The 20,732-nt window shown below is 31.4% G+C and carries 21 protein-coding genes and 1 tRNA gene; 10 read left to right on the top strand and 12 right to left on the bottom strand.

The window, feature by feature from the left end:
* Positions 1 to 105 precede the first annotated feature (105 nt).
* The 7 genes from ACH5TX_RS02285 to ACH5TX_RS02255 form a co-directional block, all read right to left on the bottom strand.
* On the bottom strand, positions 106 to 2,634 hold the full coding sequence (locus ACH5TX_RS02285; RefSeq protein WP_439337938.1) for a PIG-L family deacetylase: 2,529 nt from the start codon (positions 2,632 to 2,634) through the stop codon (positions 106 to 108).
* 83 nt (positions 2,635 to 2,717) lie between these two features.
* Positions 2,718 to 3,785, bottom strand: a complete 1,068-nt coding sequence (gene corA / locus ACH5TX_RS02280) for a magnesium/cobalt transporter CorA (RefSeq protein WP_439337937.1) — start codon at positions 3,783 to 3,785, stop codon at positions 2,718 to 2,720.
* A 30-nt stretch (positions 3,786 to 3,815) separates the two neighbouring features.
* Positions 3,816 to 4,343: a mechanosensitive ion channel domain-containing protein gene (locus tag ACH5TX_RS02275; RefSeq protein WP_439337936.1), complete on the bottom strand. Its 528-nt coding sequence runs from the start codon at positions 4,341 to 4,343 to the stop codon at positions 3,816 to 3,818.
* Positions 4,344 to 4,478: 135 nt separating this feature from the next.
* Positions 4,479 to 5,069 carry a Maf-like protein gene (locus tag ACH5TX_RS02270; RefSeq protein WP_439337935.1) on the bottom strand — a complete coding sequence of 197 codons (591 nt, stop codon included), beginning with the start codon at positions 5,067 to 5,069 and terminating at the stop codon, positions 4,479 to 4,481.
* A gap of 3 nt (positions 5,070 to 5,072) precedes the next feature.
* Positions 5,073 to 5,987, bottom strand: coding sequence for a geranylgeranylglycerol-phosphate geranylgeranyltransferase (locus tag ACH5TX_RS02265; protein ID WP_439337934.1), 915 nt, complete (start codon positions 5,985 to 5,987; stop codon positions 5,073 to 5,075).
* 99 nt (positions 5,988 to 6,086) lie between these two features.
* Positions 6,087 to 6,617 (bottom strand): KdsC family phosphatase, encoded by a 531-nt coding sequence (locus ACH5TX_RS02260; protein WP_439334603.1) that lies wholly within the window; start codon positions 6,615 to 6,617, stop codon positions 6,087 to 6,089.
* Complete coding sequence (locus ACH5TX_RS02255) at positions 6,598 to 7,365, bottom strand: Rossmann-like and DUF2520 domain-containing protein (RefSeq protein ID WP_439337933.1); 768 nt, start codon at positions 7,363 to 7,365, stop codon at positions 6,598 to 6,600. The genes ACH5TX_RS02260 and ACH5TX_RS02255 overlap by 20 nt, the downstream gene beginning before the upstream one ends.
* Before the next feature lie 60 nt (positions 7,366 to 7,425).
* Here ACH5TX_RS02255 and ACH5TX_RS02250 point away from each other — a divergent pair, with 60 nt between their 5' ends.
* The 6 genes from ACH5TX_RS02250 (at position 7,426) to ACH5TX_RS02225 (ending at position 12,879) form a co-directional block, all read left to right on the top strand.
* Positions 7,426 to 7,827, top strand: a complete 402-nt coding sequence (locus ACH5TX_RS02250; RefSeq protein ID WP_439337932.1) for a group III truncated hemoglobin — start codon at positions 7,426 to 7,428, stop codon at positions 7,825 to 7,827.
* A 119-nt stretch (positions 7,828 to 7,946) separates the two neighbouring features.
* Positions 7,947 to 11,198, top strand: coding sequence for a cytochrome c biogenesis protein (locus ACH5TX_RS02245; RefSeq protein ID WP_439337931.1), 3,252 nt, complete (start codon positions 7,947 to 7,949; stop codon positions 11,196 to 11,198).
* A 35-nt stretch (positions 11,199 to 11,233) separates the two neighbouring features.
* Positions 11,234 to 11,662 (top strand): DinB family protein, encoded by a 429-nt coding sequence (locus ACH5TX_RS02240; RefSeq protein ID WP_439337930.1) that lies wholly within the window; start codon positions 11,234 to 11,236, stop codon positions 11,660 to 11,662.
* Between the two features lie 95 nt (positions 11,663 to 11,757).
* Positions 11,758 to 12,201, top strand: coding sequence for a large conductance mechanosensitive channel protein MscL (mscL, locus tag ACH5TX_RS02235; RefSeq protein ID WP_439337929.1), 444 nt, complete (start codon positions 11,758 to 11,760; stop codon positions 12,199 to 12,201).
* A 2-nt stretch (positions 12,202 to 12,203) separates the two neighbouring features.
* Entirely contained in the window at positions 12,204 to 12,353 is a 150-nt protein-coding gene (locus tag ACH5TX_RS02230) for a hypothetical protein (protein WP_439337928.1), read from the top strand.
* Between the two features lie 85 nt (positions 12,354 to 12,438).
* A complete protein-coding gene (locus ACH5TX_RS02225; RefSeq protein WP_439337927.1) occupies positions 12,439 to 12,879 on the top strand; it encodes a DM13 domain-containing protein in 441 nt (146 codons plus the stop codon).
* On the opposite strand, the gene ACH5TX_RS02220 is transcribed toward ACH5TX_RS02225, so the two are convergent.
* On the bottom strand, positions 12,871 to 13,527 hold the full coding sequence (locus tag ACH5TX_RS02220; protein ID WP_439337926.1) for an HAD family hydrolase: 657 nt from the start codon (positions 13,525 to 13,527) through the stop codon (positions 12,871 to 12,873). The two genes, ACH5TX_RS02225 and ACH5TX_RS02220, sit on opposite strands and share 9 nt — an antisense overlap.
* 122 nt (positions 13,528 to 13,649) lie before the next feature.
* Between ACH5TX_RS02220 and rlmF the strand changes: the two genes are divergently transcribed.
* Positions 13,650 to 14,540, top strand: coding sequence for a 23S rRNA (adenine(1618)-N(6))-methyltransferase RlmF (gene rlmF, locus ACH5TX_RS02215; protein ID WP_439337958.1), 891 nt, complete (start codon positions 13,650 to 13,652; stop codon positions 14,538 to 14,540).
* A gap of 59 nt (positions 14,541 to 14,599) precedes the next feature.
* On the opposite strand, the gene pckA is transcribed toward rlmF, so the two are convergent.
* Positions 14,600 to 16,240, bottom strand: a complete 1,641-nt coding sequence (gene pckA, locus ACH5TX_RS02210) for a phosphoenolpyruvate carboxykinase (ATP) (RefSeq protein ID WP_439337925.1) — start codon at positions 16,238 to 16,240, stop codon at positions 14,600 to 14,602.
* 439 nt (positions 16,241 to 16,679) lie between these two features.
* Between pckA and bshB1 the strand changes: the two genes are divergently transcribed.
* From bshB1 to ACH5TX_RS02195, 3 genes are all read left to right on the top strand, one after another.
* The gene (gene bshB1 / locus ACH5TX_RS02205; RefSeq protein WP_439337924.1) at positions 16,680 to 17,399 is read left to right on the top strand and encodes a bacillithiol biosynthesis deacetylase BshB1; all 720 of its coding nucleotides are present in this window, start codon (positions 16,680 to 16,682) and stop codon (positions 17,397 to 17,399) included.
* A 113-nt stretch (positions 17,400 to 17,512) separates the two neighbouring features.
* A tRNA-His gene (locus ACH5TX_RS02200) sits at positions 17,513 to 17,588 on the top strand.
* A 70-nt stretch (positions 17,589 to 17,658) separates the two neighbouring features.
* The gene (locus ACH5TX_RS02195) at positions 17,659 to 18,051 is read left to right on the top strand and encodes a hypothetical protein (RefSeq protein ID WP_439337923.1); all 393 of its coding nucleotides are present in this window, start codon (positions 17,659 to 17,661) and stop codon (positions 18,049 to 18,051) included.
* A 10-nt stretch (positions 18,052 to 18,061) separates the two neighbouring features.
* On the opposite strand, the gene ACH5TX_RS02190 is transcribed toward ACH5TX_RS02195, so the two are convergent.
* The 3 genes from ACH5TX_RS02190 to ACH5TX_RS02180 form a co-directional block, all read right to left on the bottom strand.
* Positions 18,062 to 19,072, bottom strand: a complete 1,011-nt coding sequence (locus ACH5TX_RS02190) for a M28 family metallopeptidase (RefSeq protein ID WP_439337922.1) — start codon at positions 19,070 to 19,072, stop codon at positions 18,062 to 18,064.
* 147 nt (positions 19,073 to 19,219) lie between these two features.
* A complete protein-coding gene (locus ACH5TX_RS02185; RefSeq protein WP_439337921.1) occupies positions 19,220 to 20,272 on the bottom strand; it encodes a M28 family metallopeptidase in 1,053 nt (350 codons plus the stop codon).
* An 83-nt stretch (positions 20,273 to 20,355) separates the two neighbouring features.
* Positions 20,356 to 20,730, bottom strand: coding sequence for an FUSC family protein (locus tag ACH5TX_RS02180; protein ID WP_439337920.1), 375 nt, complete (start codon positions 20,728 to 20,730; stop codon positions 20,356 to 20,358).
* Positions 20,731 to 20,732: the final 2 nt, after the last annotated feature.

Below are 20,732 nucleotides of genomic sequence, written 5' to 3'. Positions count from 1 at the left end.
ATTTTGTTATAATGTAGAACGCAATAAAATAGAGCGCATTGGCAATTAAAACAATAGAGTAAAGTTTTAACCAAGTTTGTTTTGGTGGTTTTTCTTCATTCATAATTAGTCGTTTAGTTTTGCTTCTAATTTTAAATCTTCTTTACCTATAGAAAGCATATTAGCAAATAGGCGGTAAGCGCCCGATACACCAGCTGGAAATTCTCTAAAAAAGCTTAAACCTGTATAAATATAATGCCCTTTACCATATTTAGTAACTAATAAACTGCCGTCTTTGGGTGTTTCTCCTTTATCATGTATAGATAGAATAGGAGTGAATTCGCTAGACCATTCATTTGGAAAATACAAACCACGTTCTTGTGTCCAGCCTTCAAAATCTTGTTGTGTTATTTTGTTTGGATAGTTTAAAAGCGAGTGTTCTGGGTTTAAAAAAGTGACTTCGGCATTTTCATCGGTAACTCGATCTCTAGATAGTTTTAAATTATAAGGCGCTAATTCGTTTGTTTTTAATCTGTGGTTGGTGTTGTATTGAACAATCATGTTACCTCCTTGTTTAACAAAATCAAATAGAATTTGTTGTTTAAATTTTAAATCTTCAACAATATTGTAAGCACGAATACCAACTACTACAGCATCAAATCTACTTAATGTTTCAGCATTTATGTCTTCGGTTTTTAGTACACGTACATTGTAACCAATTTGTTGTAAACTTTCAGGAACTACATCGCCTGCACCTTGAATATAGGCAATGTTTTCGCCTTTCTTTTTAATATCTAATCTTACAACTTTGCTCTCACTTGGCAATAAAACGGTTTGAAATGGAATGTGTTCGTAATTAATTTCTATAAGTTCTTTGGTGTAATCTGTGTCGTTAACATTTACAATAGGGCTAATATTTCCTTCGCTTTGATTTTCTGGTGGAATTATTGTGAATAAAAATGTTTGTTCTTCACCTTTATTCGTAATGTTTATTTTTTGTTTTTCAGGATAAACTTTCCAGTCTTTTGGATGTTTCAGTGTAACATAGCCTTCTAAATTATCATGTCCTGCTTTTACAATAACTTCAATGTCTTTTTGTTTATCATTTTCGAAAATGATGACTTTTTCAGAGATTTTAGCAGATGCTTCAGGAATGATTTCAAACGGACGGTATAATTCGCCTTTGTCTGGTTTTGCATACCTATAAATTACAGGTTTGCTTAGTGTTATAGGCGTATTATCTATTTTTAAATTGAAATTAACAACAATAGCTCTTGGAGTTTCTGGTTTTCCAATTAAGGCTTGATTATCTACACGATACATACCTAAAGTTCCTTTTTTATCTAGCCAATATGGCGATGTATATGTTTCTTCGGTAGAAATGTAATAATCGGTTTTAAATTTTTCAGAAGTGTTGTTTTTTAAATCTACGTTTTTTGAAATGCTTTTCCCGTCTCCTTGAGATATGCTTTCTAGAGTAATGTTCTGATTACTTCTGTTTAAAGCTTCAATATTAACTTTAATGGTTTGGTTTAAGGTAGTAGAAGGTCTTTCAGCTGAAGCTTCTAAATATAAGCCAGCACACATTTCTATTATTGATTTCAGTTCTTTTGTTTTTTGAATCCTCCAATAATCATCTTCAATGTTTTGAAGTAATTTGTATGCTTCCATAAGCTGTGGAATATGCACGGATGGATTTGTGAAATCGAAATTGTTTTCAACTTTATATAAAATTTCACCAATGGCTTTACCTCCTTTTACTCGATTCCAAGAGGTGTCAATACCAGCAAAAAAATCATCATTATTATTTGTTAAAGGTTCACCTTTTAAAAATTCGATGTATTCTTTTTGAGATCCGCGTTGAGATAAGCGTCCGAAACCTTGACATAAATGTTGACTACTAGCCAATGAAGCCAATTCGTTATTCGACATTCCTTTTAAAGGATAATAGGTGCCAATGTCAAAACTTAGCATATTACTTTTATCGGCAGCATCAAATTTTTCTTGACTTCCGTAAAACCAATAGCTTGTGTTAAAAAATAATCGTTTTGGTTGCCACAAATCCGTTTGTTTTAGTTGATTGGGATATGCTAACTTTTGGTTTGCCAAATCGAAAGCTTCAAAACTTAACATAGCAGAACTTGTATGGTGTCCATGAGTGGTTCCTGGGCTTCTATGGTCAAAACGATTGATGATAATATCTGGTTTAAACTGTCTGATGGCTAAAACGACATCGCTTAAAACCTTGTCTTTATTCCAAATAGCAAGTGTTTCGTCGGGGTGTTTAGAGTAACCAAAGTCGTTAGCTCTACTAAAAAACTGTTCGCCACCATCAATACGTCTGGCAGCTAGTAATTCTTGAGTACGGATAACACCTAAAAGTTCTCTAATTTCCGGACCAATAAGGTTTTGCCCGCCATCACCACGTGTTAAAGCTAAATAGCCTGTTCTGGCTTTTACATGATTAGACATGTATGAAATAAGCCGTGTGTTTTCATCATCTGGATGCGCAGCTATATATAAAACCGTTCCTAAAAAGTTAAGTTTTTGTATAGACTCGTATATTTGAGACGATGCAGGTGTTTTTGGTTTTTGAGCTTGTATTTGTGTAAAAGGGAAGAGTAATGTTATAAAATAAAGTACAATTCTTTGCATAATTCTTTGGTTTGCTAAGTATCAAATATAGCAAAGTATCATACTGAAAAAGGTCTTTTTAATGTTTCTTTAACTTTATTTTATTAAAGCCATTTTTTACGTTTAAAGTAAATAAGCATAGCTATAAAAAGCGCAATCATAACGCCCCATAAAATAAAATAGGAGTATTTATAGTGTAGCTCTGGAATGTTATCGAAATTCATACCATAAATACCAGCAATAAAGGTTAGTGGAATAAAAATAGAAGCCATTATGGTAAGCACTTTCATAACCTCATTCATTTTGTTGCTAATGGTTGTCATGTACATATCCATTAAACTCCAAGTCATTTCGCGATACACATCAATATTTTCTGAAACATGTATTAAATGGTCGTAAATGTCATGGTAATAGGTTTTTGTCTTTTTTTGAATGAGTTCGCTTTCATGGTTTTCAATGCGACTTATAACTTCACGAAGCGGAAAGATGGCGCGACGTATTTTTAAAATTTCTCTTTTTAAATCTTGAATTTTTTTACTAACATCATCATCAACGTCTCCTGAAAATATAGCGGTTTCAAAATCTTCAATTTTATCGCCTAATGTTTCAATAATGTTGAAATAATGATCGACTATTTCATCCATTAAAATATAAAGTAAATAATCGGCTTGCATTTCGCGAACACGACCTTTTGCTTGCTTTATACGGTTTCTTACATTATCAAAAACATCACCTTCAGCCTCTTGAAAAGATAACACGTAGTTTTTTCCTAAGATAAAACTAACTTGTTCAAAAAGAATATTGTCATCTTTATCATGGTAAAGCATTTTTAAAACAACAAACAAGTAGTTTTCATATTCATCAATTTTAGGGCGTTGAGAAATACTAACAATATCTTCTATAACTAAAGGGTGTAATTCGTAATGTGTACCTATTTTTTCAATTTGGTCTACATGATTTAGTCCATTGATGTTAATCCAAGTAACCGAGTCTGAAAGTTTAAATTTAAAGGCATCTTCAACATGTTGTAATTCTTTATCGATGCATTGTTCTTTGTTATAATCAAAAGTCTCAATGAATAATTTTTTTGATGATTTTTCGCCAGTATAGATAGCACTTCCAGGAATTTGCCCAATTTTTTTATGATATGTTTTATTTCTGTTTTTAGCCACGGTAAAAAAGTATGAGTGCTTTAAATGTTTTTAATTTACGTCTGTAATAGCATCTTTTTCAACTAATGTAACTGCTTTTTGAAGCATTAAATTATTGGGGTAAGTTACAAGGTCTCCATTTTCTAATCTAAGGTGTAATTGAAACGCTCTAATGTCTTCAATAATAGCTGTTACAGGGAAGTCTTTATCATGAATTTCTACTTTATCACCAACTTTATAAGGAAAGTTGAAAAACAAAATAATACCAGAAGTAACATTACTTAAAATAGACCAAACAGCAAATAAGGCAAGACCTAAAACGGCAAAAACAGAAGAGAAAACAACAGCTAGTTCTTTAAATTCTGCACCAAATACAAAAGCTTCAATAATAATAGCAATAAAAAGAAATGTTACTGTTACATATCGGCGTATAAGTCTTATTCTGGCTTCGTTGATACCATTTTTTCTAGCAACTCTAGTAATGGCAAAATTAGTAATGAATTTTAAAATGAATAATGATAGAAGTACAATGCTGCTTATAATTAATTCATCTTGGTAAGTATCAAAAAAGGTATTCATATTACTGAAATTAATAATGAACTTGTTTATAACCTTTTTAATTTGTTAAAAGCTTATAATTTTCATTTAAACACAAAAAGTTTAACGAGTTCAATGTGTTTAACAAAGATACATTAGAAAATAATTAGAATTTACTTAAATATTTGCTAATTCGTTTAATGTTTTATAAACAAGATGCACAGGTAAACCCATAACATTAAAATAAGAACCTTCTAATTTTGTAACGCCTATTTGCCCAATCCAATCTTGAATACCATAAGCACCTGCTTTATCGTACGGTTTCGCCGTCTTTATATAGTACAAAATTTCTTCATCGGTTAAACTTTTAAACGCTACTTTTGTTATAGCATGTAGTGTTTTTTCGTAAGTTTTAGTAGTAAAACAAACCGATGTAATAACCTCGTGAGTTTCGTTGCTTAACGATTTTAAAATACTAAAGGCTTCGTTCTCATCTCTTGGTTTTCCTAATGCTTTGTTGTTATGCCAAACAATGGTGTCGCTAGTAATAAGTATATCTTTTTCTTGTAATTCATCTTTAAAAGGCAATGCTTTTAATTGTGCTAAATAATTACTGATTTCAAAATGCGTTAAACGTTCGGGGTATTCTTCTTTAACCGGTTTTAATCGAATTTCGAAATCGAGCCCTAAGTTTTTAAAAAACTCTTGTCGTCTAGGGGATCCCGAAGCTAAAATAATGTGATAGTCTTTAAGTTTTTCGTTTAACATGTTTTATAGTAAAATATACTTGTATAAAAGTAAAGAAAGCATTCCGAAAACCATAACTATTTTTAAGATACTGCTAATATGATGGTATTCTTTTTTTGTTTTTGCATTAAACGATTTGATGCTAGTATAAAGTAGCGGACCAATAATGAAAAGTAAAAAGTACCCAACAGCTATGTCGTTTTTATAAAGTGAATTTATAACATAAAAAGCGATAGCCATTAAAGGAATAAGCGATAATACAAATAACACGTTTGTAGCCCGTATGCGTCCAATAGCAATAGGAAGCGTGTTCATGCCTGCTTTATAATCGCCATCAATATCTTCTAGGTCTTTTGCTATTTCTCTTAATAGATTAATTATGAAAGCAAATATGGCATAGTCTAATATTATTTTAAAAAAGGTTAATTGTGTTTGTTGGTTTTGAATCGTAATGGCTGGAAGTAATTCGAAAATACCAACAATTAAAATACTTAATGCGACTAAAACAGAAATAATAATGTTTCCAATTAATAATGTCCGTTTTAAATACGTAGCATATACATACAGCAACGCTGAAATAATTACAAATAAAGAAAAGAATCCACTTTTGCCTACTAAATTAGATATGTAAAACCCAATACCAACGCCAATAATATTAAAAACGATAAATAGGTTGTAAGCTGTTTTTTCTGAAATGGTTTTGCCAACAATAAGCTTTTCGGGTTTGTTTACAAAGTCGGTTTCAACATCGTAAATATCATTGATAATATTTCCTGCTGCTGCAATAAAAATAGTAGCTAATATTAATAATGAGATACCAAAAGCATCAAGTGTTGTGTTAACTCCGAAAGGTTCTAAAAGCGCATATTTTATTAATAATTGCACTACGGCAATCATTAATAAGTTTTTCCAACGGATGAGGTTTAAAATGCTACGCATTTATTTTTAAGTTGAAATGAATAGATGAAAGTTAGCCACGAATTCACGAATATTTACTTCTTTTTTTGCTTACTGAGACTAAATACTGTAAACTAAAACCTAATCGTACTTCGCATTAAAATTACCATGCCATTTTCCTTGTACTTTAAGGACTTGTTCTATAACATCGCGAGCAGCACCTTTGCCACCTTTTTTATGAGAAATATATTTTGAAATGTTCTTTATTTCTGGTACAGCATCTTGTGGACAACAAGGCAACCCAATACCTTTCATTACTGGGTAATCGGGAATATCATCACCCATGTACAACACGTTTTCAGATTTTATATCGTTAGCAGTTAGATACTCATCTAGCTGTTCAATTTTATTATGAGCGCCTAAGTAAATATCTGTAATACCTAGTCCTTTTAAACGTAAACGAACACCCTCGTTAGAACCACCAGAAATAATACAAATATTAAATCCAGCATCAATGGCTGTTTTTAAAGCGTAGCCATCTTTTACATTCATTTTTCGTAGCATATCGCCATTTGTTAAAACGGTAACAGATCCATCTGTTAACACACCATCTACATCAAAAATAAAGGTGGTAATATGGTTTAAATATTCTTTATAGCTTTTTTCTTCCATGAGTGCGTTGTATAGAGGTTGTAAGTAATTCGTAAATGTCTTTATGGTGGTCGTTTTCTAAAAGTTTCAAGTGCTTTTTTATTGTTTTTTTATCGTTACGCATGGCAGGACCTGTTTGCGATTTAAAAGGCGATAAATCTTGAATTTTTTTAGCGGTTTCTAAAATTAGCGGTTTTAGCATATCGAATTCGGCACCTTCACTTTCTGTAATTTCGTGTCCGATTCTATAGAGTTGATTGGTGAAATTATTCACGAAAACAGCTGCTAAATGTAGTGTTCTGCGTTGGTCGCCATTAACTCGTTTTGTTGGGCTTCCTATAGCAACAGCTAATTCTTTAATAGTTGGATAGCACTCTTTGTTTATTGTTTCTAAGCAAATAGGCACATTAGCAAAATCCATATTAGCATTTTTACTAAATGTTTGAAGCGGGTAAAATACACCGCGTTTGTGTTTTTTATCAATATCATAAACACTAACGCTTCCAGAGGTATGTACTACCAGTCGGTTTTCAAAAGGAAGTTGCGAAGAAAGTTCTGCTATCGCATCATCACTAACCGCTAAAATGTATATATCGGCTTCTTTAAGTGTTGATAAATCATCAGTTATTTCAACTTTATTATTATAAGCATCAATAGATTTTAAACTTCTATTGTACCATTGATTTATAGAAATGTTATTTGCTTTATTAAAAGCTTTAAATAAATGCGTTGCTACATTGCCAGCGCCAAGAATAGTTACTGTAATCATACTGCGAAAATAAGTAAGTATTACGTTAAATAAAAACCTATTAATGTATCTTTGTTTATTATGATTAAAACAGATATTGATTCAAGAGACGATGTGTTTTTACTAGTGTCTTCATTTTATGTAAAAGTTAGAAAAGATCCTGTTTTAGGGCCGTTTTTTAATGATGCTATTAAAGATTGGGATGCGCACTTAGAAAAACTAACAACCTTTTGGGAATCAAGCCTTTTTATGACTAGAAAATTAGAGCATAAGTATAAAGGGAATCCTTTAGAAGTGCATGCGAAAGTTGATAAAGAGAATAATAATTCTATTACAGAGCTTCATTTTGGGTTATGGTTGAACCTATGGTTTCAAACCATTGATGAACTTTTTGAAGGCGATTGTGCCGAAAATGCTAAACGACGTGCCAGAAAAATGGGCACTTTCTTTTATTTGAAAATTTTTGAAGCTAGAGGCGTTTAGTATAGAGTATTTTTTCTTCAGCCTTCAGTCTTCCGTCTTCAATCTTTTTTTCAAGACTTTAACACTTTAGAATAAACTTTAATCATTAAATTTGCACCACCTTAAAATGGGCTTATATTATGCTAGATAAACTCGCCAAAATTCTTTTTTCAACACGACTTACCGCTATTTTATTTATTGTTTTTGCAGCAGCAATGGCAACAGGAACAATTTTAGATGCCGGACAAGATACTTCGCCAACACCTTATACTAGAAATTTAATTTATAACGCATGGTGGTTTGAGGCCATTATGGTGTTTTTTGTAATTAATTTTGCTGGTAATATTTTTAGATATCGTCTTTTTAAAAAGGAAAAGTGGTCGACATTAATTTTGCATTTAGCCTTTCTTTTTATTTTAATAGGGGCATTTATTACAAGATATGTGAGTTTTGAAGGTATGATGGCAATAAGAGAAGGTGCTACCGAAAATACTTTTCTATCTCAAAAAACATATATAACAACTTATATTGATGGCGATTACGAGATTGATGGTGTGGCTCAGCGTTTACCATTAACGCATGAAGTAGATTTTTCTAAGCGATTAGATAATGATTTTAAGTATAATGTAACATATGGCGATCAACCTGTTACAGTTGAATTAGAAAAGTTTATCGCTGGAGCGGAAGAAGATATAGTTCCAGATGAAACAGGCGAATCCTATTTAAAATTAGTAGAAGCAGGAGGAAGCGGACCACATAACCATTTTTTAAAAGTAGGACAGGTTAGCAGTATTCATAATGTCTTAATAGCCCTTAATAAACCAACAAAAGGCGCTATAAATATTACTTATAAAGATGATAATTTAACCATTCAATCTCCATTTGAAGGTGAGTACATGACTATGGCTACCATGGCGCAAGGTAAACTGGTTAAAGATAGTTTACAACCTTTAATATTACGGTCTCGTTATGTAATTGGTAATATGCAAATGGTATTTCCTAAACCTGTTGTAAAAGGGGTTTTTGATATTGTACAAAAATCTAAAATATTAAAGAATGATGAAGATGGTATTGTTCTTAAAGTCACTACAAATGGTGAAACAAAACATGTAGGTATACTTGGTGGTAAAGGCATGAATAGTGCTTTTAAGCAAGTTAAAATAGGTGGATTAGATTTTGCTTTTAAATACGGGTCTAAGGTTTTAGAATTACCATTTTCAATAAAATTAAACGATTTTGAAGCAGAAAAATATCCGGGTTCTAAAATGAATTCGGCATATTCTAGTGAAGTAACGGTTATAGATGATAGAGCAGAAGATTATGATTATAAAATTTTTATGAATAATATTTTAGATCATGATGGGTATCGTTTCTTTCAATCGGGATTCGATCCAGATGAAAAAGGAACCATTCTTTCTGTAAATCACGATTATTGGGGATCTTTAATAACTTATATAGGTTATTTTATACTTTACTTTGGGTTAATGGCTATTTTGTTTGTTAAAGGGTCTCGTTTTGGAGACTTAAAAAGACAATTAGAAAAAGTAAAAGCTAAAAAAGAAAAGCTTCTTACGGTTGTTGTATTGTGTGTTGGTTTACATGGATTTTCTCAAGAACATTCAAAAAATGATGGACATGACCATTCAAAACCAACAAAAACACAGATTGATTCTGTTTTAAAAGCGAACATAACACTAAAAGCACATGCCGATGAATTTGGGCATTTAGTAATTCAGGATCTTAGCGGACGTATGATGCCGGTAAACACTTATGCTTCAGAATTGGTTCGTAAACTAAGTAAGAGTGATACTTATGAAGGTTTTGATGCCAATCAAGTGTTTTTGTCAATTCAAGAAAGTCCGCAACTTTGGTATAATGTGCCAATAATTTATTTACGCCCTATGGAAACGGATTCCTTACGTACCATTATAGGAGTTAGTAAAGAAGGTAAACATTTTGCTTTAGCAGATTTTTTAAATGACAATGGTACTTATAAGTTGAGTCCATATGTAGAAGATGCATATAATGCTGCTGTTCCTAATGGTTATCAAAAGAAGATTAAAGAAACAGACGAAAGAGTTAGACTGTTATTTAATACCATTGAAGGAGCTTCATTAAAAATATTTCCAATTCCTAATGACGATAATAATAAATGGATTTCTACTTCTGATTTTAAGCACGCAAATCTGAAAATTAAAGATTCACTTTACTCGAATTTTATAAGAAACGGTTTTGGAGTGTATTTATATACGTTGAATCAAGCAAAACAAACTGGCGATTTTTCGGAAGCTTCAAAGTTATTAAAGGCATTCAAAAAAACGCAACATAAATATGGAGGTGATGTTATGTTGAGTGATGATAAAGTACACACCGAAATACTTTATAACAAATACGATATTTTTAAAAAACTTTTTAGTTGGTACATGTATGCAGGTACTTTGCTGTTTGTTCTTCTTATTGTACAAATATTTAATGATAAAAGGAAAGCTGTAAACGTAGCTGTTAATGTGTTTAAATGGATTATAGTAGGGTTATTTCTTTTGCATACAGTAGGCTTAATTGCACGTTGGTATATCTCTGGACACGCACCTTGGAGTGATGCATACGAATCAATGATATATGTAGCTTGGTCTACCATGTTGTTTGGTTTGATAACAGGGATAAGTAAAAAAGAAACTTCAGATAAATCAGTATCTTTTTGGGCTTCCATTTTAGCAGTGTTTAGTCGAAAATCTTCTAATCTTACAATAGCAGCAGCAGCTTTTGTTACGGCAATGATTTTAATGATTGCTCACTGGAACTGGATGGATCCTGCTATTGCAAATCTTCAACCAGTATTAAACAGTTATTGGCTTATGATTCACGTAGCGGTAATTGTTGCTAGTTATGGTCCGTTTACTCTAGGAATGATATTAGGTATGGTATCATTATTTTTAATGGCTTTTACTACCGAAAAGAATAAGAAGAAAATGTCGCTAAATATAAATGAGCTTACAATAATTAATGAAATGGCTTTAACAGTTGGCTTAGTTATGCTTACCATAGGAAACTTTTTAGGAGGTATGTGGGCTAACGAAAGTTGGGGACGTTATTGGGGTTGGGACCCTAAAGAAACATGGGCACTTATTAGTATTATGGTGTATGCCTTTGTAATACATATGCGATTGGTTCCTGGACTTCGTGGTCGTTGGGGCTTCAATTTAGCTTCAATTGTTGCTTTTGCTAGTATTTTAATGACCTATTTTGGAGTGAATTTCTACCTTGCTGGACTTCATAGTTATGCTAGTGGCGATCAAATTGTAAGTTTGAAATTTATAGTAATAGCTTGTGTTATTGTTGCTATACTTGGAGCTTTTGGTTATAGAGGCTATGCTAAGTATTATAAAAAGTAATAGTTGCTAGATTGCTACATATTAAAATGATTGAGTTGCAAAGTAAATTAACGGAGTTATTAAATTCAGGTTTCACTTGTATTAGTGAATATTCAGAATTGGAAATGACTTTTAAAGAGTCGCCTGAAAAGTGGTCTAGAAAAGAGGTTTTAGGACATTTGATAGACTCTGGAATTAATAACCTTCAACGGTTTACAGAAATTCAGTTTGAATCTGCACCATATAAAATAAGACCATATAATCAAAATGATTTGGTTATAGCTAACGATTATCAAAACTCAGAAACCGAAGAGCTACTTCGATTTTGGAAATCTATTAATATCAGGATAGCTTATTTATTCAGTATTCAAACAGATGAAACATTAAATTCTGAAATTATTTTTAATACTGGAACGATTTCAGATTTAAAATTTTTAATGAAAGACTATGTGAGTCATTTAGAGCATCATCTTAATCAAATGTAGTTCTGTTTTTATCCTCAATTAGTAAATAGTTGGATCGTTTAGAAAATGTGTAAAGCTTAAATCTACTATATTAGTAATTTTATAAAGAATAAAAAATGAAGTTATTCAAAGAATTTAAAGAGTTTGCAGTAAAGGGTAGTATGATGGATATGGCCATTGGTATTATTATTGGAGCAGCATTTAATAAAGTAGTTGATGTGCTGGTAAAGAAAGTGATTTTACCTCCGTTATCATTATTAACAGACGGTGTTAATTTTCAGGATAAGTGTATTATTTTAAAAGAAGCTGTAATAGATACTACAGGCGCTATAGTTACAGATGAAGTTGCAATAGGTTATGGTGCTTTGGGAGAAGCGTTATTGGACTTCCTTATTATAGGTTTTACAGTATTTATTATTGTTAAGTTTATGAATAGATTACGGAATAGAGCGCAAGACACAAAAGATGAGACCGTAGTAACACCAAAAGATATAGAGCTTTTATCTCATCTTACCGAATTAATGGAAGAACAAAATGCTTTGCTAAAAGCTAAACAATAATTATGGCAAAAACAGGACGCGATAAAAACACCAAAAACAAAGCAAAACATTCTAAGTTAATGGCTCAGAAAAAGAATAAGAAAAAAGCTGAGGAGATTTTAAGAAAAGAACGTTTAAAGGCTATTATTAATAAAGCTAAAGAAGGAAAATAAAAGACTTCATTGTTTTTTTTCAGAGTGCTTGTAATGATTATGTTTAAGTTTCGACAAATTTTAGAAATAACTAAACTATACTATTATGAGAGCTTTTTATTTACTTACTCTGATTTTAATTTCTTTTCAATCTTGCTCAACCACTTCAAATGATGATATGATTGCTGAAGAAGAACAAATGGAAATGAAAGACGAGATGCAAATGGAAGAAGAGATGTCTAATTCAAGTTTGTTATCTGGCGATTTTATTTCGGATGCACATGTAACAAGTGGGAAAGCTTCAGTAAATGATAATAAAACAACTCTATCTTTTTCCAATTTTAAAACAGATGAAGGGCCTCTATTAGAAATATATTTAGCTACAGATACTTCGGCTTCAGCTTATATAACTTTAGGAGCTATAAAAGGCGTAAATGGAAATTACGAGTACACTTTACCAGATAGTGTGGACTTAGAAAAGTATGATCACGTGCTTATTTGGTGTGTTACTTTTTCGGTTAATTTCGGGTATACAGTATTAAAGTAAGGTTTTTACTTTATTATAATTAATCTCCTTGAAATCATTAATTTTTAAATCGGCATTTGTATAATCTTGATTTTTTGAGTGTTCGCTATCAAATCCAACACAAAAAATATTGGCAGCATTGGCAGCGGCTATTCCGTTGGTAGAATCTTCAATTACTAGACACTCTTCGGTTTTAAAACCAGAAGCTTTGGCGGCGTTAATAAATATTTCAGGATGTGGTTTAGATGCTTTTAAATCGGCACCACTTAATTTTGCTTTAAAATATTTATTTAAGTCAAACCTATTAAAAATACGTTCAATACTAGGCATAGAAGCAGACGATGCTAAAATTAAAGTTAAGCCATTAGCATGGTAATCTTTTATTAAATCTAAAACACCTTCAATTAAATCGAAGGTTTTATCATTTTCAAAAATGTATTCGTAATGTTTGCGTTTAATAGCTACTAATGTTTCGGGCGTTTCTTTAAGCTTAAAAGTATCTTTAACAAACTTACATACATTTAATGTAGACTGTCCAGTACAAGATTCGTATAGTGCATCAGATACATTAATATTCACTTCCTCAAACATTTTATGATAGGCTTTATGGTGTAAAGGTTCACTGTTAATAATAACCCCATCCATATCAAATATAACCGCTTTAAGCATCCTTAATTTTTTTTACGAAGATAAAGAATCAAAGTTGTTTGCTAAATTCATTTTATAATTTGTAATGATTAAGTTTGTATTATTATACTAGAAAATTAGTTACACTTTAAGTTAAATATAAAATTATCAAAGCTAACCCTACCTTCCACAAAAAAAACAAGCATAAATCAGGATATAATTTTGATGTTTTATGTGAAAAATATCCAGACTTATTGCCTTTTGTATTTGAAAATAAATATGAAACGAAAACTATAGATTTTGCAAATCCTAAAGCGGTAAAAGCTTTAAATACAGCTTTGTTATTTCAGTTTTATAATATTAAATATTGGGAATTTCCCGATTCTAATTTATGTCCTCCAATTCCTGGTCGTGTAGATTATATCCATCATCTTTCAGATTTAATTGGTTGTTCTGGACTTAAAGAAGATATTAGTGTTTTTGATGTCGGAGTAGGAGCCACATGTATTTATCCTATTTTAGGAAATGCAGAATATAATTGGAGTTTTGTAGGATCTGATACAGATGAGAAGTCGTTACAGATTGCACAAAAAATTATAAAAGAAAACAAATTAGAGACTTTTATATCGTTACGACACCAAAAAGATGCATCTCAAATATTTAAAGGTGTATTAAATAATGGTGATGAGTTTACAGCTTCTATTTGTAATCCGCCATTTTATAAATCGGAAGCTGAAGCATTAGAAGCAACTACCCGAAAATTAAAAGGATTGAACAAAGAAAAATCTGCAGTTGTTAGAAATTTTTCAGGAACACATAATGAACTTTGGTATCCTGGAGGCGAAAAAGCTTTTCTTCATAATTATTTATACGAGAGTTCTTTGTTTAAAGAGCAATGCCATTGGTTTACAACGTTGGTTTCTAAAAAAGACTTAGTAAAAGGAATGTATACATCTTTAAAAAAGTTAGGAGCTACAGATATTAAAACTATTAATATGGGGCAGGGTAATAAAATATCACGTATTGTTGCTTGGACTTTTTTAGAAAAAAAATAAAAGCAAAAGAGGAGTTCTTTTAAGAACTCCTCTTTTTAGTCAATAATTAATAACCTTTTTTAACTTAAAGGGTTTGAGTAAGGTAATTTATGATGTTCATCAATTAGTGGACCACCTTCAATGATCTGTTCAGATGCTTGATGAGCAAATTTTTCAAAGTTTAAGTGGAATGAGTGTGCTAATTGAATAGCTTTACCAACATAAGCACCTTTTTGTAACCAAGTATTCATTGGGTCTAACATTTCTGTTGGAACACCTGGACAATATTTAGGCATAAATAAACCAAAAATAAAGTTTTGTTCGTATTCTACATTATCAAGCTCTCCTTTAAGGATTGCGCTAATCATAGCTCTTGTATATTTTAATTTTATACGAGATCCTACTCCGTAAGGTCCTGCACTCCATCCAGTATTAATTAACCATACATTAACGCCAGCTTCCGTCATTTTTTTACTTAGCATTTCGCCGTAAACAGCTGGGTGTAGTGGCATAAACGGTTCGCCAAAACAAGCCGAGAATGAAGGTACAGGTTCGGTAATTCCAGCTTCAGTACCTGCAACTTTTGCTGTATAACCAGATATAAAGTGGTAAGCAGCTTGTCCAGGAGTTAATCTAGATACTGGCGGTAGCACACCAAAGGCATCGCAAGTTAAAAAGAATATATTTTTAGGGTTGTTTGCGTAAAGTGTTTCTTGAATATTATCAATATGATGAATAGGGTAACTTACACGTGTGTTTTGCGTAATACTACTATCCATATAGTCTGGTTCGCCATTTTCTTTAAACACAATGTTTTCAAGTATTGCACCAGGCTTAACAGCTCTAAAAATATCTGGTTCTTTTTCTTCACTAAGATCAATTACTTTAGCATAACATCCACCTTCAAAGTTGAAAATAGTATTATCTGCTGTCCAACCATGTTCATCATCACCAATTAATTTACGTTCTGGATCTGCAGATAAAGTGGTTTTTCCTGTACCCGATAACCCGAAGAAAATTGCAGTGTCTCCTTTTTTACCAACATTTGCTGAACAGTGCATTGGTAATACGTTTCTCTCTATTGGTAAAGTCAAGTTTAATGCAGAGAAAATGCCTTTTTTCATTTCCCCGGTATAGGCAGATCCTCCAACTAAAGCGATTTTTTGTGTAAAGTCAAGTATTGAGAAATTGCCTTGACGAATACCATATGCTTTTGGGTCTGGACATTCATACCCAGGAGCACAAAGAATTAGCCAATCTTCTTCAAAGTTTTCTAATTCTTTTGCACTTGGTCTTAAAAACATATTATAAACAAACATGTTAGACCATGGTAATTCGGTTACGGTTCTAATATTCGTTTTATATTCTGGTTCGGCACAAACATAACCGTCTCTTGCGTATATTTCTTTACCAGAAAGGTATTTTATTATTTCACTTTTTAATTTATTAAAATTTTCTGAAGAAACTGGTTTGTTGGTTTTTCCCCACCAAACTTTTTCAGCAGTATAGTCATCCTTTACAAGAAAACGATCTAGAGGCGATCGTCCTGTAAATTTTCCAGTATTAATAGAAAGCGTCCCATTAGACGTTTCTTTACCCATCCCTTTTTCAACTGTAATTTTTTGAAGTTCTTTAGGTGTTAAATTCCAGTTTACTGTAACATCTTTTAATCCATACTTTTCTAAACTTGTATGATTCTGCATTGTTGTTGCTTCTTTCATTTTTGTTAAATTTTAAAAGTTTTTAATTAAGTATTATAAAGAGCCGTATTATAGGCAGTTATGTTTTGTGTAGTTTTATCATAACTAAGTAAATTTACATTACATTATATATAATATTCATGATTATTGTCATACTTTAGAGTGAAGTGATGCTTTTTGATTATTGTTATGTTTTATAAGATAAATATGACAATAATATATACAAATACGCTTTCGTAATATTGGTTTCTAGGTAATTATAGTTTTTTATTAGATTTTTATGTTTAATACTCGTATTGATTTCTAGCTAAAAATTAAAAAAGGTTTAAAACAAAGCACGATTTATTATTAGAGATAACACCCTTTTATTTTTATTTATAATAAAAAGGCAGAGTATAATGTTTATTGTTATATTTTTGAATTGAACCAATTAAAAGGGGTGAATATAAATTAAAAACACATGAAATTAGATATACTAGCCATAGGAGCACATCCAGATGATGTTGAATTAGGTTGTGGTGCTACATTAACTAAAGAAATTACTTTAGGTAAAAAAGTTGGAATTATAGATTTGACAAGAGGTGAATTAGGAACACGTGGGACTGCTGAAACAAGAGATGAAGAAGCTATAGAAGCTGCGAAAATATTAGGTGTTACAGTGCGAGAAAACTTAAGGTTTGCTGATGGCTTTTTTGTAAATGATAAACAACATCAATTAGCCATTATTAAAATGATACGAAAGTATCAGCCAGAAATAGTGATTTGTAATGCTATTGATGATAGACATATTGATCATGGTAAAGGTAGCAAACTAGTAAGTGATGCTTGTTTTTTAAGTGGATTGATTAAAATTGAAACAAAAAACGATAATGAAGAGCTGCAAAGTCCTTGGAGACCTAAGCAAGTTTACCATTATATGCAATGGAAAAACTTAGAACCAGATTTTGTAGTTGATGTTACAGGATTTATGGATAAAAAAATGGCATCGGTATTGGCGTATAAAACGCAATTTTATGATAAAAACAGTAATGAGCCAGAAACTCCTATCTCTAGCAAGAACTTTACTGACAGTATTAAGTACAGAGCAAAAGATTTAGGGCGACTTATTGGTGTTGAATATGCAGAAGGGTATAATGTTGAGCGTTATGTTGCTGTTGATAGTTTGTTCGATTTAAAGTAGTTAAGTTTTTCTTCGGAATTATTTTTAATTTTTAAGTAAAATTTTAAAAAAAGTCTTTGTAGATAAGGGTTAAATAAATTACATTTGCACACGCATTACAAAATGCGTTACACGGTGGTTGTAGCTCAGTTGGTTAGAGCATTGGTTTGTGGTACCAAGGGTCGCCGGTTCGAATCCGGTCTTCCACCCAAAAAGTAAAAGCCTTTCAAGAAATTGAAAGGCTTTTTTTGTTAATTCCAATGATTAAAAATATATTTTAATGAAGTATTTAAGAATGTTTTTTTTGTGTTTTTTACCTTTCCTCTTTTTTTCATGTCCAGAAGATGATTCTCCTATAACTGAATTTGATCCTCAACCTGTAACCTATAAGCTTTTAAGTTTTGTATTTATTCAGCAAACAGCTACAAATGAAGAATCGTTATCTTATGAGGTTGAATTTTTTAACTCCAATGATTTTGATGTAAAAGGTAATCCTCAAATAACATTGACAATTGGAGGAGGAGCGACGTCTACAAGTGTTCCTAATAGTGACTGTCAAGTTATTTCAGCTAATAGTTCTTGTATTTTAACTTATAGTGTTGTGGATGATAATCCGAATTTATTTCCATCAGAACCAATAGAATTTGTAAGTGCTGATTATATTTTAGAATAAGTAAATATTTTTAATCAACTTTTACACGTTCATCTCGATTTGCTAACTCCCAAGCAGTATGAAAAATTAAACGTGTACGTGTTTCTAAAAATTCGTAGTTAATTTTGTCTGGTGTGTCTGTTGGTTTATGATAGTCGGCATGTGTGCCGTTAAAATAAAAGATAACAGGAATATTGTTTTTAGCAAAGTTATAATGATCAGATCTATAATAAAAGCGGTTTGGATCGTTTTCGTTATTATAAGTATAATCAAAATCTAAATTAAAGTACTTTTTATTTACAGCTTCAGAAATATCATGTAGTTCTTGACTTAATCTGTCTGACCCTATTAAATATAAATAGTTAGGTTTCCCTTCATGTTTAGAGTCTACACGACCAATCATATCTATGTTTAAATCGGCAACTGTATTCTTTAAAGGAAAAATAGGGTTTACATCAGCATAATAGCGTGATCCAAAAAGTCCTATTTCTTCTCCTGTAACATGTAAAAATAAAATACTTCGTTTAGGTCCACAGCCTTCTTTTTCGGCGGCTTTAAAAGCTTTTGCTATTTGCATAATAGCGACTGTACCAGAACCATCGTCGTCAGCTCCATTATTAATATTGCCTCTACCAGATATACCTATGTGGTCTAAATGTGCAGATATAATAATAATTTCATCTGGTTTCTCAGATCCTTTTATATAAGCTAATACGTTTTCTGAAGCCTTAGCTTTTCCTTTAAAATAGGATTCTGGGATTTCTTGAAAATAATCACCATTAGCAATAGGAGAGGGGATGTTATTAAAAATATAAAAATCTTTTATATAGTTTATGGCCTTTTTTTGTCCAGGTTCTCCAGTTTTTCTTCCTTCAAATTCATCGGAAGCATATCTGTATAACATACTTTTTAATTCGCCAGCCGTAATTTTTTTAGCATAATTTGTAGCATCTGAGCTGTTTTTAGATTCTTTTTTGTTTTGAGAAGAGATGCATGACGTAATAAAGAGTGTAGTGTAAAAAAGTAATAATAATTTTTTCATCTGTATGAGTTATTAATTAGTTCAGATGTAATTTGCCTATATTAAAATAAGTTTATTTTAGCTTATTTTTTATGGCGCATTTCAAAAGTTTTAGTTTTAGAGGTACGATATTACAAAAAGTAATATAAATATGAATAGCCTTTCGTGCTATTTTAATAGTTCATTGTCTTTGTCTGCTGCCAAATAGTGTTTTTGATTAGCTAATTGCCATGTTGTAGCAAAAATGAGTTTGGTACGCTTTTCTAATAATTCGTATTCTATTTTATCAGGTGTATCGCTGGGTCTGTGGTAATCTTTATGTTCGCCATTAAAATAGAATATAACAGGTATACCATGCATTGCAAAGTTATAATGATCAGATCGTGTATAATAATTGTTCTTTTCTCCTTCTACGTTGTATCTGTAATCTAAATCTATGTTGAAGTAAGTATTATTAACTTTTTCAGAAATGTAATGCAGCTCTTTGCTTATTCTATCAGCACCTATAAGGTATAAGTAATTTTTATTATTTTCATGAATTTTATCAACCCTTCCTATCATGTCTATATTAAGGTTTGCTAAGGTGTTTTCTAAAGGAAATACAGGGTTGTTGACGTAATATTCAGAACCTTTTTTACCAATTTCTTCTGCAGTAAGATGTAAAAATAAAATACTTCGATTAGGGCCGTTACCTTCTTTTTTAGCTAATTGAAAGGCTTGAGCCATTTCCATAAGGGCTACTGTGCCAGAACCATCATCATCTGCTCCATAATTTATTTGTCCGTCTTCATCAATTCCAAGGTGGTCTAAATGCGCAGATATTATGATTACTTCATCAGGTTTTTCAGTACCTTCAATAAATGCTAAAACGTTTTCAGAAGCATTATACTCTCCGTTAAAGAAGCTTTTAGGTATGGTTTGATAATAATTTGTGCCTCCAAAAGCAGATTCAATACCTTCAGATACATAATAATCTTTTATAAATTCAACTGCTTTTTTTTGACCTTCTTCACCTACTTCTCGCCCTTTAAATTCATCAGATGCGTATTTATATAAATGAGTGCTTAATTCTTCAGAATTAATAGTATTTGCATATTTAAAAACAAGAGTGCTGTCTTCTAGTTGAATACTATCTTTAACACTTTGAATTTTAGTAGTGTACTTTTGTGTAGCACAAGTGCCTATTAAAGAAAATATTGAGAGAATCCAGAAGGTTTTCATGTTATAATAGTCTTTTAAGACATGAGTGCTTACTTAGCTTGATTTAATACTAATTGCAAATATATAACAAAAGAAGAAATTGCTTACTGTTCTAGATCGATATTTTCTAGTTCAGATTCATCAATTTCAAAATCATCTATTTCTATGTTCTCTAATTCGTTAATAGACTCTTCTTCTAATTTAGCTTCTGTTTTTTCTAATCCTTCTGTACTTGCAACCTGAGTAGTTGTGAATACTGATTTGTAAATAGTTATAGAAAGAGCTGCAATAGTAAGAAAAAAAGTAAATTGAATTATTTTTTTTACTTGCCCAGTTTTTTTAGACAAATAAAAAGCAAACAAGCCAAATGCAAGAGAAAGAATAGCAGGTATGATAGCAAGGTTAGACACAGGTAATACTGCTAGTATAATTGCTAAAACAGAAAATATTATTGCTAAAATGGTAGAAATTTTTTTCATTT

The sequence above is a fragment of the Thalassobellus citreus genome, assembly GCF_044385915.1.
In the GTDB taxonomy this organism is placed as follows: domain Bacteria; phylum Bacteroidota; class Bacteroidia; order Flavobacteriales; family Flavobacteriaceae; genus Thalassobellus; species Thalassobellus citreus.
The sequence above is the reverse complement of the archived record's forward strand: the minus strand, read 5'-3'. Positions and strand labels throughout refer to the sequence as shown.

Excerpts from the sequence above, each read along its gene's own strand:
- mscL (WP_439337929.1), top strand. The coding sequence starts at position 11,758 with ATGAAGTTATTCAAAGAATTTAAAGAGTTTGCAGTAAAGGGTAGTATG.
- ACH5TX_RS02255 (WP_439337933.1), bottom strand. The coding sequence starts at position 7,365 with ATGATTACAGTAACTATTCTTGGCGCTGGCAATGTAGCAACGCATTTA.
- ACH5TX_RS02265 (WP_439337934.1), bottom strand. The coding sequence starts at position 5,987 with ATGCGTAGCATTTTAAACCTCATCCGTTGGAAAAACTTATTAATGATT.
- ACH5TX_RS02185 (WP_439337921.1), bottom strand. The coding sequence starts at position 20,272 with ATGAAAACCTTCTGGATTCTCTCAATATTTTCTTTAATAGGCACTTGT.
- ACH5TX_RS02250 (WP_439337932.1), top strand. The coding sequence starts at position 7,426 with ATGATTAAAACAGATATTGATTCAAGAGACGATGTGTTTTTACTAGTG.
- ACH5TX_RS02260 (WP_439334603.1), bottom strand. The coding sequence starts at position 6,617 with ATGGAAGAAAAAAGCTATAAAGAATATTTAAACCATATTACCACCTTT.
- pckA (WP_439337925.1), bottom strand. The coding sequence starts at position 16,240 with ATGAAAGAAGCAACAACAATGCAGAATCATACAAGTTTAGAAAAGTAT.
- ACH5TX_RS02180 (WP_439337920.1), bottom strand. The coding sequence starts at position 20,730 with ATGAAAAAAATTTCTACCATTTTAGCAATAATATTTTCTGTTTTAGCA.
- ACH5TX_RS02190 (WP_439337922.1), bottom strand. The coding sequence starts at position 19,072 with ATGAAAAAATTATTATTACTTTTTTACACTACACTCTTTATTACGTCA.
- ACH5TX_RS02270 (WP_439337935.1), bottom strand. The coding sequence starts at position 5,069 with ATGTTAAACGAAAAACTTAAAGACTATCACATTATTTTAGCTTCGGGA.
- ACH5TX_RS02220 (WP_439337926.1), bottom strand. The coding sequence starts at position 13,527 with ATGCTTAAAGCGGTTATATTTGATATGGATGGGGTTATTATTAACAGT.
- ACH5TX_RS02285 (WP_439337938.1), bottom strand. The coding sequence starts at position 2,634 with ATGCAAAGAATTGTACTTTATTTTATAACATTACTCTTCCCTTTTACA.
- ACH5TX_RS02225 (WP_439337927.1), top strand. The coding sequence starts at position 12,439 with ATGAGAGCTTTTTATTTACTTACTCTGATTTTAATTTCTTTTCAATCT.
- ACH5TX_RS02230 (WP_439337928.1), top strand. The coding sequence starts at position 12,204 with ATGGCAAAAACAGGACGCGATAAAAACACCAAAAACAAAGCAAAACAT.
- ACH5TX_RS02275 (WP_439337936.1), bottom strand. The coding sequence starts at position 4,343 with ATGAATACCTTTTTTGATACTTACCAAGATGAATTAATTATAAGCAGC.
- ACH5TX_RS02245 (WP_439337931.1), top strand. The coding sequence starts at position 7,947 with ATGCTAGATAAACTCGCCAAAATTCTTTTTTCAACACGACTTACCGCT.
- ACH5TX_RS02195 (WP_439337923.1), top strand. The coding sequence starts at position 17,659 with ATGAAGTATTTAAGAATGTTTTTTTTGTGTTTTTTACCTTTCCTCTTT.
- bshB1 (WP_439337924.1), top strand. The coding sequence starts at position 16,680 with ATGAAATTAGATATACTAGCCATAGGAGCACATCCAGATGATGTTGAA.